Raw genomic sequence first — 17,850 nt, 5'->3', positions numbered from 1 at the left:
TTTGAGCTTTCTACACTACAAAGTCCCTCCAAAAACCAAGATTCAGCCTTTTCTAGCCGACTATCATCCCAAAGCATTAGCGGGCGTTTTCCTTGTTTTACTAATGATTCAAGCCTTTTTCGAGTTTGATTAAAGAGAAAATTGTCAATAATGGTAGATGTCCACTTTTTGGAGCGTAACAGATTACTGATGCGCTTTGTCCCAGCGGGAGCATGTGCAAATCCACAGATATATCCACCTAACTCGCTAAGCAATAAGCCCATAGAATTGTGTCGATGCAATAAAATGGCAACTATTAAATCGTAAAAAGTACGAACTAAACGCTTATCCAGAACAGAATCTAAGGATAATTGAACATCTGAAAGATAAAGATCAAGTTTATGAAGAAGTAAATGAGAGAGTCTTGACTTAATAGATTTTATGTCATTATTTTGTAGAAATGCTTTATGCATAGAAACCTCCTGTTTGTTTGTGTTTGTCGTGATTCACAAAGTAAACAAGGAGGTTTCGTTTTAAAAAGTTCTCCCGAAAAATTCGGGATGACTCATGTTTATTAGCGAAGCTGTTTAAACTTTTCAAAAAACATATTTTATTGATTAACTCTTCGTCTTACTTTTTGTCTTGATACAAAAAGTAACCGCAGCGGCGGCCGCAAAAAAATCAAGAATTTATAAACTCGCTTCGCTCAAACAGTATAAATTCATTGCTTACGCAAGCAATTTTACGAAAGTTTAAACAGCTTCAGCCTAAAATATCGGAAGATTCTACATTTTCAAATCTTCAAATCACCTAATTTTCAAATTGAAAAACTACGCTTTTGTATGTTTTTTGCGGTTAGCGATTTTTTCGATAACTACGAATAAAACAGGCACAATGAAGATTGCTAAGGACGTTGCTGACAACATACCTCCAAATACCGTCCAACCAATAGTTTTACGAGATTCGGCTGCGGCACCACTTGCAAATGCCAGTGGTAAAACCCCTAGGATAAAGGCTAGCGACGTCATAATAATTGGTCGCAAACGTAGTTGAACAGCCTCTAAGGTAGCAGAAATGAGCTCCATACCGTGGTCTACACGTTCTTTGGCAAATTCTACAATCAAAATGGCGTTTTTAGCTGCGAGACCAATCAAGGTAATCAAACCAATTTGTGCATAGATATTGTTTGAAAGGTTTGGTAAAAGGGTCAATGTCAAAATTGAACCAAAAGCACCAACTGGTACCGCAAAGAGTACCGAGAATGGAATAGACCAACTTTCATACAAAGCTGCCAAGAATAGGAATACGAAGATAATCGAAATCGCAAAAATCAAAACTGTACTATCTCCTGCCTTAATTTCTTCACGGCTCATACCAGAGAATTCATACGAATAACCTACTGGTAATGTTCTTGCTGCAACTTCTTCCAAAGCTTTGATAGCTTGTCCACTACTAAAACCTGGTTTTGGTGTTCCGTTGATTTCAATAGCTCGATACACGTTATAGTGCGAAATCAATGCGGCATTTTCGATAACTTTAGCATTCACCAAAGTCTTCAAAGGCACCATATTACCAGCTGAGTTACGAACATAATACTGCTGGATTTTGTCCAAAGAAGAACGGAAACTACTATCCGCTTGTACCATTACGCGGAAGTTACGACCATATAAGGTAAAATCGTTGACATACGAACTACCTAATAGCGTAGAAAGTGTCCCAAAAATATCATTGATATTGACGCCTTGCTTTTTGGCTTGATCACGGTTTACATCTATCTGATAACCAGGCGTTCTGGCACTAAAGAACGTGTATGCCATACCAATTTCAGGGCGTTTGTTAAGTTCTGCCAAGAAAGTACGAGCTACTTTTTCAAACTGCTGAATATTGTCAGGGCTAGTTGTTTGTTGTAGTTCAAAAGTAAAACCAGCCGTTTGACCCAACCCTGGAATAGCAGGAGGGGCGATAGGTAAAACACGTGCTTCTTTGATGTCAGAAGTGATTTTTTTGATATTATCAATTACACTTTGTACATGGTGTTCTTTTCCTTTACGATCCGACCAAGGTTTTAGGTTTACGAAGAAAGTACCTACGTTTGATTTGTTTGAGAAACTCACCACGTTCAAACCAGCAATACCACCCACAACACGCACTTCAGGAATACGCTCCAAACGACTCATGATGTTTTGGAACATCTCTACGTTACGAGCCGTTGAAGTTGCTTCTGGCATTTCGTATGTTACATACATACGCCCTTCATCTTCTGTAGGAATAAAACCTGTTGGTTTATTTTTGAACAAAAAGAAAAGACCAACAAATAAACATGCCATCATAACCAATACCAACGGAGTAGCTTTAATCCATTTGGCAACGCCACGTGTGTAAGCGAATGAGAGTTTTTCGAAACGATTGTTAAACCATTTAAAAAATCTATCTAACAGACTCTTACGTTCATCTTCGCTAGGAGTTGGTTTAAGCATAATGGTACACAACGCTGGCGTCAATGACAAGGCAACAAATGCCGAAAGAATCACGGACACTGCAATGGTAATGGCAAATTGTTGATACAAACGTCCTACAATACCTGGCACAAAACTTACAGGAACGAATACTGCCGCCAAAATTAAGGCAATAGCGATTACTGGACCTGAAATTTCTTTCATAGCTTTTTGTGTCGCTTCTTTTGGAGTCAATCCATGCTCGTCCATATTATGCTGAACGGCCTCAACTACCACAATGGCGTCATCCACAACAATACCAATCGCTAATACGAAAGCAAATAAGGTTAAGGTATTTATGGTAAATCCAAAAGGAATAAACAAGATAAAAGTACCAATCAAAGATACAGGAATTGCTAAAATAGGAATCAATGTAGCTCTCCAACTCTGTAAGAACAAGAACACTACGATAATTACCAAAATCAAGGCTTCTACCAAGGTATGTACTACCTCTTCGATAGATACTTTTACGACAGAAGCAGATTCTAATGGAACCACATAGTCAAGGTCTTTCGGGAAAGTCTTTTTCATTTCTGTCAAAGCCTTAGTTACACCTTCATACGTTTCCAAAGTATTTCCTCCTGGCGCTAAGTAAATGATTACAAATGCCGCTGGACGTTTTCCTACGAAGGCATTTACACCATAGTCAAAACGACCTAATTCTACACGAGCAACATCTTTGAGATACACAATACTTCCAATACTTGGAGAGCTTCTTACAACGATATCCTCAAATTGTTCTTTGGTATTCAAACGGCTGTTTGTCAATACACTATATTCAAATGCTTGATTCTGAGGTTGTGGGTTACCACCAATTACACCAGCTGCCACTTGTAAGTTTTGTTCTGCCAAAGCTGCCGAAACATCTGATGGAGTCATACGAAGAGCCGCTAATTTTTCTGGATCTAACCAAATACGCATCCCAAAGTCATCGGCACGGGATACAATATCACCTACACCTTTGATACGTTGGAGGGCATCTTTCAAATAAATATTGGCATAGTTACCAATGAATTTTGCATCATGAGTCCCATTAGGAGAATAAAGCGCCAAGGCCATCATGATACTTGGGTTACGTTTACGAACCGTCAAGCCCAAACGTTTTACCGCATCTGGAAGGGTTGGCTGTGCTACCGATACACGGTTTTGTACGTCTAGCGCAGCAATGTTAACGTCAGTACCAATATCGAAAGTTACGTTAATACTACTTTGACCACTACTGGTACTGTTGGATGACATATAACTCATGCCAGGCGTACCGTTAATTTGGGTTTCGATAGGAGTAGTGGTGGTTTGTTCTACCGTTTGAGCATCTGCCCCCGTGAATATACCCGATACAGTTACGGTAGGAGGGGTAATATCAGGATATTGAGAAACGGGCAGTGTCGCCATGGCAATAGCTCCCACAATTACAATCACGATGGATGTAACGATGGCAGTTATGGGGCGTTTTATAAAAACATCAGCTATCATAAGTAACAGATTTGTTGAATAGCTATTGGTGATTTCAAGAAAAGATAAAACGTCTTGCTTTCAAGCATTTAACGCTTATAATGAGGTATTTACAAAATACCTTTTCAAGATTTTACAAAAAATGACCAATAGTTAAGATACTTAATAAATATCTAAGAATAAGTTAGATGAGTTGTGCCGAAACTCCACTCATCAATGGAATTACTATTTTTTCGCAGGAGCTGCTGGCGCTGGGGCTTCGGTAGTATAAACCGAACCCTCACGCAAGTTTTGAATACCCTCTACGATGATTTTGTCGCCCGATGCCAAACCTTTTTTCACAATGACTTTTTTACCAATCGCTGTTCCGAGTTCTACACGACGTTGGGTTACTTTACTACTATCTCCTGGTACATACACAAAAAACTCTCCCAACTGCTCAGAAATAGCTTTGTAAGGAATGACCACTGCCGAATTGCTTTTGGTCAAAACACGTACAGTTCCTGTCATACCAGCACGTAGGATATTTTGAGGGTTTGGAAAAATCAAACGAGTTTTGATAGTACCTGTCTGTGGATCCACTGCACGGTCAAGTAAGGCAATTTTTCCGTTATAAGGATATTTTTCACCATCAAATGCTAAAGTAAAGGTTGAGTCAGAGGCAGAAGTTTTTTGTTGAAGCATTTTTGAGAATTTGAAAATCTCTTTTTGGTCAACATTAAAATCAACTGCTAATTGACGGTCAGTGGATACGGTGTTTAAGATAGTTTGACCTGCTGTTACGGCTGTACCTTTTTTGACCAATGAAATACCAATTGTTCCGTCGAATGGTGCAAAAATTTTGGTATATCTCACATTAGTTTGAACACTACGGATATTAGCTTTTGATGCATCCACTTGTCTTTGTGCTGCTTCCAAAGCGGCATCAGCATTATCGACTAGTTGTTTGGCTACGGCATCATTTTTTGCTAACTCATGATAACGGTTAGCATCTTTTTGCGCTTTTCCTAAATTAGCCTCTTGCACTTTTAGATTAGCTACTGCTTGGTCGTAGTTTGCTTCAAATAATTGGGTATCAATGGTATAAAGTAATTGTCCTTTTCTTACACGAGCACCATCGGCAAAGTGAACACCTGAGATATAACCACTTACTTGTGGACGAAGCTCCACCATGTCAAGGGCGTTTACAGTTGCAGGGTATTCATCAAAATAAGCGGCATCAGTACTTTCAACAGCTTCGATACTTACCGATACTGGAGGGGGAGTTAATGCTGCTGTATCAGTTTTTTTTCCGCCACAAGCACTGAGTAATGCGATACTCACAATTGCAGCAAAAGAGTTAGTTTTATACATGAACATAAGACACAATGTTTATTGGATAACCGACTTTGGGAATAGTCGATACAAATATTTTAAATGCTAGTAATTTAATTGACCAAGGGATTTTTGTACATCTATTTTGCTTGAAAGCAATAGATACAAAGTATTGTAGTAATTGATACGAGCCGAACGTAAATCTGTTTCAGCCGTGATTACTTCCAAATACGTTTTGATACCTGAGCGATATTGCATTTGTACAAGGTCATATACTTCTTTAGCCAACTCCATATTTTCTTTTTGTGAAAGAAAAACGGTCAAGTTACTCTTGTAAGTTGCCAAAGCCTGTTGGTATTCGTTATTGACCGAGTTTTTAAGATTGACCATATCCAAGTTCAAACGCTTGATTTGCCACTCAGCAGTATTGGTATTAATCTTACGTTTGCCTCCTTGGAAAATAGGTAAAGCCAAAGTCAAGTTCGCAAAGGAGTTAGGGTAATTTCTAGTATACAAATCACCAAAACTATTATTCAAAAAGTTGAGGTTATAAGCTCCGTTCAAGGATACACTAGGAAGATATGCCCATTTACTGTAGTTCAAATCTGCTTCTCTCAAACGTTTAAGGGTTTGCAATTGCTGATACTCGATTCTATTCTGTACCTCTACTTTTTGCGTAGTATCAAGGGCAATTTCGTTTTCCATCTGAGTTGGCTCATAGGTAATCTCCAAAGGCTTATCGACTGGATATCCCATCAAAGATTTGAGTGCTTGTAATCTTGCTTTCAACAATTCCTCATTGCTTGCCTTGGTTGCCATCGTGTTGTTCAAGGTAATGGTAACACGCTTATAGTCAATTTTGTCGGCTGTACCTGCGTCGTAGTTACTTTTGGCATCTTTCAAGCTCTTTTTCAAGCGAATAATATCTCCTTCTGCAACACTGATTTGTTGTTTGGTCGAAAGTACCGCATAAAATGCTTTGGCTACATTGGCTGCAACAGCAATTTTATTGTTGGTAATAGTTTGTGAAGCTTGTTGACGAACATCGTTTTGTGAACGATTTGCCAATAACAAATCACGGTTAAAAATACTTTGTGTCAAACTAAACTGAGCCGCTGAAGTATTGTCAACGCCAAGTTTTACAGGATTACCTCCGATAATACTCGTCTGAACAGCAAAGTTGTGCTGTAAATTGTAATTAAAATTGATTTGTGGATACCAATCTGCCAATTTGCTTTTGATGGTATTTTCAACAACGCGTTGGTCTATAACCGACTGTTGAATTAAAGGTTGATGTTTTAGTGCATATTGAATCACATTATCAAGTGTGGCTTTGTCCAAAGTTGGAGATTCTGCCGCAAGATTCTCTGCACTAGTACCCTGAATAGCAGTGGTAGTCTGCGTGGTTTGGGAAAATGTTTTGCCCGACAAACTGAGTAAACTCAGTGCTGTAAGAAACAGCTTCGTCCACATTTTTCCGTTGTGAAGCCTAGTACTCATGAATTTAAGTTTTAGTAATTGATTATTTGTTCTGCTGAGGTACAACGTATTTAGACAACGCCGACCAAGTTTGTTTCGTTCCGATTTTGAAATCGTTTTCGATAAAATGGTCAATATTGTTGACTATTGTGCTGAAATACCCGATGAACAACATGAATGAGTATGATTAATAATCGATAGTCGAGTTTAATCATCAGCGCTTTCTTTTTTGTAAAAAAAAAGGAAGAGTACCAATCACTCTTCCTGCTAAAATCAAGCCAAATGTTATTATTCGAAGGTTTTGAAGGGTAAATCCAAGATTTCGAAATTTGTACTACTCTTATAATTAAAATGCCACCATTCCATGGGGTCAACTACAAAACCATGCCTTTTCATTACGTCTTTTAACAGCTCTCTATTTTGCTTAGCTTCGTCCGAAACCAAAGGAAATTCAGGATGAGAGGCATATACCAAAGCGTCGAATGGGGTTGGCATTTTGAGTTCTTTTCCTGTTTTTAAATTTACCAAAGTCAAATCCAAAGCAATACCTCTGTTGTGCTTGCTACCCGTCCAAGGCAAACCCATATATAAGGTATCGGGCAGCATTTCAAACATCTGAACGGTGACCGAATACGGACGGTAAGCATCATAAATTTTGAGGGATAAGCCTTTCAGTTTTAGTTCTTCCTGAACTTTGGCAAGCGCCTTGGCTACTGGCAAACGAACATAAGCTACGGCTTTAGGGTAGAGTTTTTGATAAAAAATATTCTGTGAAGTAGCATATTTAATGTCCAGCTTGATGCTGGGAATATATTTTTTCAATAACACTAAAGCCTTATTGGTATCCTCTTTAACCGATTTGAGATAGGCTTCTTTGGTATAAATGACCAATAGCTTTTTGGTATTCTGAGCTATAATAGGACAATTGGATAATACGAATAAAGTGCTAATAATAAGAGTTTTAAAAAAGACATTCATGGGATTTGAGAGTGTAATGTGTAATTTGATTGAACCAATTCATAAGGATAGTTGACTGTCCCTAGATTGTTTGCAGATACAACTGCTCCAGTTCATTGGCAGATATAGAAGAAGCATCAATCACGGATACTAAGTTCCCTTCTTTCATAATACCAATGCGGTGCGCCACTTCTTTCGCTCTAAATATATCATGCGTCGCCATTAAGATAGCGGTACCATTTTGAGACAGTTCTTTAAGTATTTCCGAAAATTCATTGGAAGCCTTTGGGTCAAGTCCGCTGGTAGGTTCGTCGAGCAAAAGTACCTTGGCTTTTTTAGCAATGGCAATAGCTATGCCTACTTTTTGGCGCATTCCTTTTGAATAACCTCCCACACGATTATGATGTGCAATGGCTTGTAAACCAGCCTTCTGTAATAGGTTTTCTAGTTCTTGCTCTGAATAGTTAAATCCTGCTAATGAAGAGAAAAACGCAAGATTTTCTACTCCCGAAAGATTAGGGTATAACATGACCGTTTCGGGAATATAGGCAAGATGCTTTTTAGTCTCAGTGGGATTTTGTGCGACCATAATGCCATCAATTACAGCATCGCCTGCGCTTGGTTGGATAAAACCTAAAAAACAATTGATAGTTGTTGTTTTTCCCGCGCCATTTTGTCCTAACAAGGCAAAGATTTCTCCTGCTTGAATCGTTAAATTGAGCTTATTGAGAGCGGTATAATCACCGTATTGTTTCGTTAAATTATGAGCTGTAAGCATGGTCAAAAGGGTTGAATATTAGAAAATTAAATTCTTCATGGCTTTCCAAAAACAAAACAATGAAATCAATAACATTGGAAGAATCGTTGAAAACCAATGAATAATCGCTTTGTCATGAAATGAAGCTAGTTTGAATTGCGTCCAGTTTTCTTGGTTTACGGGCATTTCTGCAAATATTTTCGGATAAAAATACAAGCGCTTTTGCTCATGGAAATTTTCCAAGGCTTTCCAAAAATTCAAATTGTTTTGAATGTCAGTAAGACTTAATTGGTTGAAAGACATTTGAGTATTGATGCTCGGAACTACCCAGCCAATGATTTGAACGAGATATTCTCTTTGCTGAAGTTTTTCTTTGAGTTGCTGAGATGATACCATCGATTCATCATCTGCCATTTGCTGTGCTGCATAATACCACAGCCAACTATAGTCATGCCCTTGTGGGTGTTTATATTTCCTAAACTGAGGATAATGCTGGTAAAATTTTTCAATCGTAGGTTCTTTGGCTTTATCCCATTTGGAGTGATATGCCTCGCGACTATCCAAGGTAGTTTTGAAAGCTTCGGGCACGGGATAAATAGCTGCCACGGTAGCATTGACACTGGCAGGGATAGTAATGGTCAGCATTACCCATGTGATTAACAAAGCTAGAGCATTTTGACTTGAGCTCTTTTGCCAAGACACTACTAGCCAAGAGACACAAAACCAAAAAGTTACATACAAAATAGCCACCAAACAAAATGCTATGAAAGGGAGGTCAAAAGCAATAGAAAGGTAAAATTTGGCTATTATGAATAAGAGAATAAGTACCAATAAAATACTAAAATAGCGAATACCTATCTTCCATAACAATACTTTTTGAGGATTTTGAGCTTGTGTCAAAAGTAAGCTCCAAGTACCTTCTTCTTTTTCTTCTGAAATTAGATTGAAACAAAAAGCGATGATAATCAGGGGAAAGAAATAGAGTAAAACAAAGCTGAAATCCAGATTCCCTAGCAACTGATACATGGGATTCATGAGGTCAGTCGTATATTTTTGTTCCTCCAGATTTCGAATCGTAACACTGATGATTGAAGGATTTGTATCTCGTTGTCCAATCGATAAACCTGCCAAATTGGGTGTTTGGTTAACCAAGCCAAAACGCAAATAGTATAACAATAACCCCATTTCTTTATCAACATTTTGTACATATCTATTAATGTTTTCTTGCTGATAATGTGCTGTCTTTTCAATTATTTGAGCGTTTTTTTCTAAAAATTGTTTTCCAATGTTAAGACTTACTAGTCCTGAAATCAACAATAGTAAAAGCCCCAACATTAAGCCTTTCGAGCGTGTAAAGTTCTTTATTAATAAAGTTTTCATAAGTTGCTTGCCGTTTCTGTGGTGCTTTTATGCTTTAAATTTTCTCTCTTGATTTTTTACTAAAAAGCCTAACCCCCAAAGCCATACAGCCATAGCCAAAAATGAATAAACTTCACTTTTCAATACTGTTTCCAGACTTAAAAAACGGTATTCAAAATCTGGAAAAGAAGCCCAGTATTTTTGACTGATGCTATAATTTTTCTCAGTAGGTTTACGCTTTTGATTACTGATCAACTTGATTTGAAGCTGATTCATGTGTTGTGCTAGTTGGTAGCGATAGGCTTCTGTTTGCTTTTGAAAATCTTGATAATTGGCATAATCGGTGCCTGAAAGCGCCATCGATATATTTTTGATGGCGATAAAGGGATTAATAATAGCCGTTTTTTTGACTATATCTTGTTGGGATTCGTATGTTCTAACCAGTTGCTTTTGATGCCGATTGTACACTTCGGCACTCAATCGCTCACCTTCTTGCATCACTACACCGCCATAATTGAAGGGTAATTTGTGAGTAGAATCCACACCATAAGCTTTGAGCAAGGAGTCTTTCAATGCCGAAAAGTGAGGGTCATTGGGATTATGACTATCGCCTAGCTTGATTAATTCGGCTTCGATGGCGGTATCAAATTCTATTTTTGACGGAGAATGATACAAGTTTTGTCCAACAACCTGAGATATTTTTGGTAAAACCAAGGTAAAAACCAACCAACAACCAATCAATTGCGTAAGTGCCGACTTAGAAGATTGACTTTTTGCTGAAATAAAAATAACTAATAGGCTGATAATCAATATGTAAATTAGATATAAAAAAGCTAAAAATACCCATCTTGCAAGTGGTTCTACTCCTGTGTGAGATTCCATATTCAAGCCTATTAAAAGGGTGCTCAATAAGAATGCAGGCAACAAAACGGTAAGTGATAGGGTAAACAACCCTAGCGTTTTGCCCCAAATAAGTTCTTGCCAACTAATGGCTTGGGTCAAAAGAATCTTGAGTGTTCCATTTTCTCGCTCTTTGGCAATCAAATCAAAACCCCAGAATATGAGTAGGAGAGGAATTAGAAGTTGGAGAATTAAAGCACAAGAAAGTTCTCCAAAACGTAGTAATCCACTCGAAAAACTAGCCTCTGAAAAGTTCACTGTATTTTGGCGATGTGCTTCAAGAAATACCGCATTCCCTAGAAAACTGTCCATCCCGAAGTCAAAAAAACTTAATGGGTAATTTTCTCGAAAAGCTACATAGCCATAATGAGCCATGCGGTGTGGATGTTTGTCTGGGCTTTTTTCCCAACCTTCACGAACTTTAGTATGGTAATGTTCTGTGTTTTCGTGATGGTTTTTCATGGTAAAATACCCTGTGAAAACTGAAAATAGGAGTAGAGCATTAAATAATACAATCAAAACCTTTGTACTTCGAGATTTGATGGTGTTTTGCCAGACTTGTTTTGCTAGAATTTTTAAAATCCAGAATCTCATATTTTTATGTGGTTTATAGAAAATAGAGACGTTGTAGGCAACGTCTCTGAAAAATTAGAATTTGTAAGTCATCGTTAGCATAAAATTGCGAGGAGCACCTGGGAATAGACGTGTATAGTTTTGAGCGCCCAACCAATAAGTTGTATCAAAAAGGTTATTGATATTGAGTGCAATTTGAACATGACTTTTGCTTGGGGTGTAATACAAAGCTGCATCGAAAGTGGTAAAGGCAGGAACTTCAAATCCACGAGTAAACCAAGGAATTTTGCTTCCCTGATATTGTGCACCCAAGCCAATCCCTAAATCACTCAAGCTCGATTGAGCATCAAAATTGTAGCGAGTCCATAAGTTTGCACTATTTTTGGGTGTATTTTCTTTGCGCTGACCAATTAAATTAGCGTCACGGTCCATCACTACAATAGCATCGATATAGCTATAAGAAGCATTTACTTGCCAATTGGGTAAAATGAAACCTGCTATATCTACTTCAAAACCTCTACTTCGGTCGGCACCACGTTGTACCAACAAATCTGGATTGCTGGGGTCGTTGGCATTCATCAGGATATTTTTCTGATTGATTTCATAAATCGCAGAATTTACGGTAAATCGTCCTTCAAGAATCGTAGCCTTCGCTCCAACTTCTTTCAAATCACTTTCCAATGGCTTAAACATCGCTGCCGATTGGGCAGTCCAAACATAGTTACCTGTACTTGGCATCAAAGTAACCGTATTCGATTGTGGCTGATAACCTTTGAGATAAGTTCCATATACATTAATAGCCTTGTTTACTTCGTAAGTCAAGCCAATACGAGGAATAAGTGCTGTGTTTTTGAAAGGAGCTTCGTTTGGCGCTTTGTAATTGGTAATATCTTCAAACCATTCATTTCTTAAACTCAACAAAGCTGACCATTTTCCCAATTTGATTTGTTCCTGAATATAAATCGCCTCGGTAGTCGTCATGGCCGAAGGAATAGCCGTGCGCACATTGAGGGTGTAATCATTAAGATTTCTGACAGTGTAGCTTGGGTTGTTGAGGTCAAAATAACTTACATTTGGACGTGGTAACGTTTTACCATTGTAGGTAATTGTTTGATAATTAGCTGCATTAGCTACTGAAAAACTACTTGCAACACTGCCATCTTTCAATAAAAATCCTCTTGCTGCATTTTGTCCGCCCCCTTTAATTTTGTGCCAAAACTGCCCATCGTAGCCCACCAATAGTTTATGACTGGTTTTACCTACATCAAAATTGGCATTGAAATACAAGTTGATATTATCGGTACTCCATGATTGTTTACGTTGGATAAATTGCATCCCTACTAAGCTACTCACTTGTGCACCAGTAATATCTGTCGCAAAGGCATTGGTGGTGCGGTGTTCTTGCAAATCTTCCAACCAGTTTTGCTTCATATAGGACGCATTGAAAATCAAATTCTTCGTGAATTTATGCGAAAGATTTCCCATCAAAATCAGGTCTTTTGATGAAAAGAAATCACCCGAAGCACTCAAACTTGTACTAATAGGAGTACTGTTCAAATTGGTTACGCCTGCTACTGCTCCAAAAATCGGTTGGCCTCGGTCGAGCGTTCCATTGAGGTTGCTGTAAATCAATTCGGCATTAATAGCAGTTTTGTCATTTGGCAAATACGTAAAAGAAGGAGAAATCAAAACAGCCTTATTGTTGACCAAATCACGATAAGACTTGGCATCTTGATAAGCGCCATTTAGTCGATACAGAAGCGTTTTTGACTCATTGAGTGGGCCTGTAAAATCAAAAGTCCCACGAACCGTACTAAAGCTTCCTGCGCTCAAACTTACCTCATGGCGTTCTTGTGCCAAGGGTTTTTTAGTCACCATATTGATACTTCCACCTGGGTCAACACTCGAAAAGGTAACCGAAGCAGGTCCTTTCAGTACTTCTACACGCTCGATATTGGTGGTAAGAGGTTGCAAAAAATAATACTGACGAGTACGCATGCCATTGATGATTTGCCCTTCTTCATTTTGACTAATACCACGGATATTATACTGATTATAAAAACTCGAAGGAATCACGCCACTGGCAATCTTAACGGCATCCGCTAGTTGAAATGCCTGACGGTCGGCCATGAGCTCTTTGGTTACGGTACTCATCGCCTGAGGCAATTCTTTATTCTTAATTGCAATTTTTGTCGCCGAAAAACTATATTCACTGTTATAGTCTTTTTGGGTTCGACCCAATACTTCTACTGCTTGAAGCTCGGTATTGTCATTGTGCAATACAAATAGGATTGTTGTTGAAGCTGTATTCAGCTCAACTTTTTGGCTTAACGTTTTGTAGCCGATAGAGCTAATACTGATTTGTGCTGCACTAAAATCTAATTGTTCGATTGTAAAAGTGCCATCATTGTTAGTAATAGCGGATTTAGTTTGTTTAGCAGATTTGAGCTTTATGCTCGCATGTGGAATAGCTTGTTGATTTTCATCGATTACTTTTCCTTTTATTGAATTTTGGGCAAAAGCAGTCAGGCTCAATAGCAGTAAAATTGCCATTGAGAGCATTTTTTGTAAGTACATGAAAAAAAGTATAAAGTTTAAATTGAGAAAATAGAAAGTTTTATATCAATACATAAAATCGTTTTTGCAATATTGTTGCAAATATAAAACAAGAATTGATTTTCCTAGAAACTTTTACCTTGAAATCTATAAAATACACTGTATTTGTGCTTTTTGCGGTAAATAAGTTAAATATTCGTCGCAGAATATGCATGGAATATTGTGGATGCGGTAAATAATGAATATATTCACAGTATAAAATGCGGTGAATATGTATATCTACCAACTTCTAAAATGGCCTAATTTTACTTGGGACACCGAAGTAATCACACCCTTATTGACTTCGGTACGGTATAAACAGGGTAAACTAACAGGTCGAATGATGGGCTTGGGTTTTTCTTTGCAAGAAGAAGCCGAGCTTAAAACGCTCACAGAAGATGTCCTTAAAACAAGTGAAATAGAAGGGGAGTTTTTGAACCCTGAACAAGTTCGCTCTTCGGTGGCTCGTAAATTAGGAATGGACATTGGAAGCTCTGTACCTTCCGACCGCCATGTGGATGGGGTGGTCGAAATGCTCTTGGATGCGACCAAGCATTTTTCCCAGACATTGAGCGATGAGCGATTATTTGGTTGGCATGCTGCTTTATTCCCAACAGGCAGAAGTGGTATGTTCAAAATCACGGTGGGCGATTGGCGTACAGCCCAAGAGGGTCCAATGCAGGTGGTGTCGGGAGCTATGGGACGCGAAATTGTGCATTTTGAAGCGCCAATAGCCGAAAAAGTACCAGACGAAATGCAAGCATTTTTGACATGGTTTAATGAAAATCAATCTTATGATTTGATTTTAAAGGCAGGAATAGCCCATCTTTGGTTTGTGACGATTCACCCTTTCGATGACGGCAATGGTCGCATCGCTCGTGCGTTGACAGATTTACTATTGGCTCGCTCAGATGAAAGTTCACAGCGTTTTTATAGTATGTCTTCCCAAATACAAAAAGAACGAAAAACTTATTATACCATGCTCGAAAGAACCCAAAAGGGAGATTTGGAGATTACAGACTGGTTATTTTGGTTTTTGTCTTGTTTAGAAAGGGCTCTTACCGAAGCTGAACAAACGTTAGATACTGTGCTGACGAAAGCCCGCTATTGGACCTATTTTTCGACCAAGATACTCAATGAACGTCAGCACTTTATGTTGAATAAACTCATGGATGGTTTTGAAGGAAAGCTAAATACCTCCAAGTGGGCAAAAATGACTAAGGTTTCCAATGATACAGCTTTGAGGGATATTCAAAATCTGGAAAACCAGCAAGTGTTGGTGAGAGAAGACGCAGGCGGACGAAGTACACACTATCAATTGATTGATTTAAAAAAGATAGATTTCTAGGCGTAATTACTTTCTGATTTAAAAGTAGAAAAGCCAACAATCCTCTTTTTACACTTTAGCAACCTATCTTTTCTGATAAAATTAGAAAAGATAGGTTTTATTAAACACAATCAATACCTCAACTTATGCTAAAGTGTATTCAACGACTTTTATGGGTGCTATGTATTGTAGCTCCTTGTTCAGAAGTATTTTCCCAATTTGCCATTTCTTCGCAAACAAAAATTCAAGCTGTTGCTGATAAACAGCAATATGCGGCATTAATGAAGCAATTTTTGGAAGAAGATATACAAAAAGTTTATGGAAAAAATCTTGCCTCAAATACTGCTTCTATTATTTTATTGAGGGTTTCGGGCACTTCAACACCACAAATTCCAAGTGCAAAAATTCAAGCAATCGATAAATCACTTCAAGGAAAATGGGAGGTTTTTAGCTTTAAAACGATTCAGCACAATCAACAACAATACCTGATTGTAACAGGCTCTGACAGAAGAGGTTTAGCGTATGGAACCTTCACTTTGTCTGAAAAGTTGGGCGTTAGCCCTTGGTATTTTTGGGCAGATATTCCTATTGCTTCTCGAACACAAGCCACTACTATTCAGGATTCTACAAGTACAGAACCTTCTGTTCAATATCGTGGTATTTTTATTAATGATGAAGATTGGGGTTTGCAACCTTGGGCTGCTAAAACTTTTGAACCTGAAACCAAAGATATTGGTCCCAAAACCTATGCAAAGGTTTTTGAATTACTTCTTCGTCTCAAAGCCAATATGATTTGGCCTGCGATGCACCCAAGCACCAAGGCTTTTTATCATTATCCTCAAAATAAAGAGGTAGCAAACCAATATGGAATAGTGGTGGGAACCTCGCATGCAGAACCCATGATGCGCAACAACGTAGACGAATGGGTAGACAGCACCATGGGCGAATACAATTACAGAACCAACAAAAATCGTGTAACTGATTATTGGATAAAACGATTGGAGGAAGTTCAAAATTATGAAAATCTTTACACCATTGGTATGCGTGGAAAGCACGACAGTGGGATGGAGGGAATCAAAACTAAGAAAGAAGCTGTCGCACTTACAAATCTGATTATCAATGAGCAAAGAGCATTGTTGAGCAAGTATCTAAAGAAAAAAGTCCAAGATATTCCTCAGGTTTTGACTTTGTATAAAGAAGTCTTGGAGCTTTACAAAGAAGGCTTGGAAGTGCCCGAAGATATTACACTGATTTGGCCAGATGATAACTACGGGTATATCAAAAATTTGAGCAATGCCAATGAACAAAAGCGTTCGGGTGGCTCAGGAGTGTATTACCACGCTTCGTATTGGGGGCGCCCACATGACTATTTGTGGATTGGTACGACAGACCCTTCGCTATTGCGTTTTGAAATGCAAAAAGCCTATGAATTAGGGAGTCGAAAAATATGGGTATTGAACGTGGGAGACCTCAAACCACAAGAATATCCGACGCAGTTATTTTTGGATATGGCGTACAATATGCAGCCATTTTTGAAGAATATTTCAGGTAAAGAACATTTAGAAAATTGGACGTTCAAAAATTTAGGTTCAAAAGAATATGGGAGCCTTTTATGGAAAAATTATCAATTAGCTTTCATTCGTAAACCAGAATTTATGGGCTGGAGTCGCACCGAACCGACCACTCAGACAAAAGCTACCGATTTTTCTTTGGAAGAAGTAAAAAAGCGTATAACTGATTTTGAGAGTTTGGAACGAGGAGTTGCTCAACTAGAGCCTCAATCAGAGCCACTAAAATCTCCGTATTTTCAGCTGGTTGCTTATCCTATTTTGGGTGCTTCCAAAATGAATCAGAAATTTTTGTACTTGGATTTATATTACAGAACAGCATCTAATGCACGCACCGACCAGCAACCAGAATTTCAAAAATCATTAGAAGCTTATCAGGGAATTAAGGAATTGACAAAGCAATATAATTCTGGTAAATGGCAAAATATGATGAGCATGAACCCTCGCAATTTGCCTGTATTCAAAAAGCCTGAAGAGTTAAAAAACGTACCTCAAAAGATAGATAAGGTAAGTGCTTCAATCAAAATTATGATTCCTGCTGGAGCATTTTCAGAACAAGGCAAAGGAGCTGATTCTTATTGGGAAAAAATAGCAGAACCGTCGTTTACAGGCAATGCTTTGGTGAGTAAGCCATTTTCTTTACAAAAAAGTATAACACAAAATTCAGATGCTCAGGCTTGGGTCAACTATGAAGTTGATATTGAAAAAGAAGGTAATTATGTGCTCAAACTTAAAGCGATTCCTTTACATCCTTTGCATAGAAATGTAGGTCAAAAAGTAGAAGTGAAACTAGATAAAGAGATAGGTAAAGTGATTGATTATGAGACTTTTGATAGAAGTGAAGAATGGAAAGAAAATGTGTTGACCAACAAAACTATCAAAGAAGTAACAAAAGCATTCTTGACTAAAGGAAAGCATATCATTCAATTACGTATGATAGATGCAGGGGTATTGCTGGATTCGATACAATTGGAAAGTTTGGAATAAAAGGCTTTAAATAAAAATGCTAGCCCAAATAGGTAAGATGAGATATTGGATAAACGAGGTTTTACAAGAAAACTCCCAATTCATCATTCAAAACTCATCACTTCTACG

10 protein-coding genes and 1 pseudogene are annotated in these 17,850 nt (G+C 38.1%); 2 read left to right on the top strand and 9 right to left on the bottom strand.

All coding sequences use genetic code 11. The features are described 5' to 3' along the window. The 9 genes and pseudogenes from QM481_RS20855 to QM481_RS20815 all read right to left on the bottom strand — a co-directional run. Nucleotides 1–452 (bottom strand): annotated as a pseudogene (locus QM481_RS20855) (transposase); the annotation flags it as partial. A gap of 357 nt (nt 453–809) precedes the next feature. Beyond that, nucleotides 810–3,947 carry an efflux RND transporter permease subunit gene (locus tag QM481_RS20850; RefSeq protein WP_166551903.1) on the bottom strand — a complete coding sequence of 1,046 codons (3,138 nt, stop codon included), beginning with the start codon at nt 3,945–3,947 and terminating at the stop codon, nt 810–812. 204 nt (nt 3,948–4,151) lie between these two features. Continuing rightward, complete coding sequence (locus tag QM481_RS20845; RefSeq protein WP_283383175.1) at nt 4,152–5,285, bottom strand: efflux RND transporter periplasmic adaptor subunit; 1,134 nt, start codon at nt 5,283–5,285, stop codon at nt 4,152–4,154. 60 nt (nt 5,286–5,345) lie between these two features. Continuing rightward, on the bottom strand, nt 5,346–6,740 hold the full coding sequence (locus QM481_RS20840) for a TolC family protein (protein WP_283383174.1): 1,395 nt from the start codon (nt 6,738–6,740) through the stop codon (nt 5,346–5,348). A 267-nt stretch (nt 6,741–7,007) separates the two neighbouring features. Next, nucleotides 7,008–7,697: a M15 family metallopeptidase gene (locus QM481_RS20835; RefSeq protein ID WP_283383173.1), complete on the bottom strand. Its 690-nt coding sequence runs from the start codon at nt 7,695–7,697 to the stop codon at nt 7,008–7,010. A 61-nt stretch (nt 7,698–7,758) separates the two neighbouring features. Then, a complete protein-coding gene (locus QM481_RS20830; RefSeq protein WP_283383172.1) occupies nt 7,759–8,454 on the bottom strand; it encodes an ABC transporter ATP-binding protein in 696 nt (231 codons plus the stop codon). 18 nt (nt 8,455–8,472) lie between these two features. Continuing rightward, the gene (locus QM481_RS20825) at nt 8,473–9,813 is read right to left on the bottom strand and encodes a DUF3526 domain-containing protein (RefSeq protein ID WP_283383171.1); all 1,341 of its coding nucleotides are present in this window, start codon (nt 9,811–9,813) and stop codon (nt 8,473–8,475) included. A gap of 27 nt (nt 9,814–9,840) precedes the next feature. Beyond that, nucleotides 9,841–11,286, bottom strand: coding sequence for an ABC transporter permease (locus tag QM481_RS20820; protein ID WP_283383170.1), 1,446 nt, complete (start codon nt 11,284–11,286; stop codon nt 9,841–9,843). Between the two features lie 54 nt (nt 11,287–11,340). Beyond that, nucleotides 11,341–13,818 (bottom strand): TonB-dependent receptor, encoded by a 2,478-nt coding sequence (locus QM481_RS20815; protein ID WP_283383169.1) that lies wholly within the window; start codon nt 13,816–13,818, stop codon nt 11,341–11,343. 274 nt (nt 13,819–14,092) lie between these two features. On the opposite strand from QM481_RS20815, the gene QM481_RS20810 reads away from it, so the two are divergent. Beyond that, complete coding sequence (locus tag QM481_RS20810; protein WP_283383168.1) at nt 14,093–15,208, top strand: Fic family protein; 1,116 nt, start codon at nt 14,093–14,095, stop codon at nt 15,206–15,208. Nucleotides 15,209–15,333: 125 nt separating this feature from the next. After that, nucleotides 15,334–17,742 carry a glycosyl hydrolase 115 family protein gene (locus tag QM481_RS20805; protein ID WP_283383167.1) on the top strand — a complete coding sequence of 803 codons (2,409 nt, stop codon included), beginning with the start codon at nt 15,334–15,336 and terminating at the stop codon, nt 17,740–17,742. The last annotated feature ends 108 nt before the right edge of the window (nt 17,743–17,850 follow it).

Origin of the sequence: Flectobacillus rivi, assembly GCF_030056655.1 — a bacterium.
Lineage (GTDB): Bacteria > Bacteroidota > Bacteroidia > Cytophagales > Spirosomataceae > Flectobacillus > Flectobacillus rivi.
Note: the sequence above shows the minus strand (reverse complement) of the source record. Positions and strands in the feature narration are given on the sequence as shown.

What these genes read in the sequence shown, in the direction of transcription:
- QM481_RS20845 (WP_283383175.1), bottom strand. Translation starts at nt 5,285, where the DNA reads ATGTTCATGTATAAAACTAACTCTTTTGCTGCAATTGTGAGTATCGCA.
- QM481_RS20810 (WP_283383168.1), top strand. Translation starts at nt 14,093, where the DNA reads ATGTATATCTACCAACTTCTAAAATGGCCTAATTTTACTTGGGACACC.
- QM481_RS20825 (WP_283383171.1), bottom strand. Translation starts at nt 9,813, where the DNA reads ATGAAAACTTTATTAATAAAGAACTTTACACGCTCGAAAGGCTTAATG.
- QM481_RS20830 (WP_283383172.1), bottom strand. Translation starts at nt 8,454, where the DNA reads ATGCTTACAGCTCATAATTTAACGAAACAATACGGTGATTATACCGCT.
- QM481_RS20850 (WP_166551903.1), bottom strand. Translation starts at nt 3,947, where the DNA reads ATGATAGCTGATGTTTTTATAAAACGCCCCATAACTGCCATCGTTACA.
- QM481_RS20805 (WP_283383167.1), top strand. Translation starts at nt 15,334, where the DNA reads ATGCTAAAGTGTATTCAACGACTTTTATGGGTGCTATGTATTGTAGCT.
- QM481_RS20840 (WP_283383174.1), bottom strand. Translation starts at nt 6,740, where the DNA reads ATGAGTACTAGGCTTCACAACGGAAAAATGTGGACGAAGCTGTTTCTT.
- QM481_RS20820 (WP_283383170.1), bottom strand. Translation starts at nt 11,286, where the DNA reads ATGAGATTCTGGATTTTAAAAATTCTAGCAAAACAAGTCTGGCAAAAC.
- QM481_RS20835 (WP_283383173.1), bottom strand. Translation starts at nt 7,697, where the DNA reads ATGAATGTCTTTTTTAAAACTCTTATTATTAGCACTTTATTCGTATTA.
- QM481_RS20815 (WP_283383169.1), bottom strand. Translation starts at nt 13,818, where the DNA reads ATGGCAATTTTACTGCTATTGAGCCTGACTGCTTTTGCCCAAAATTCA.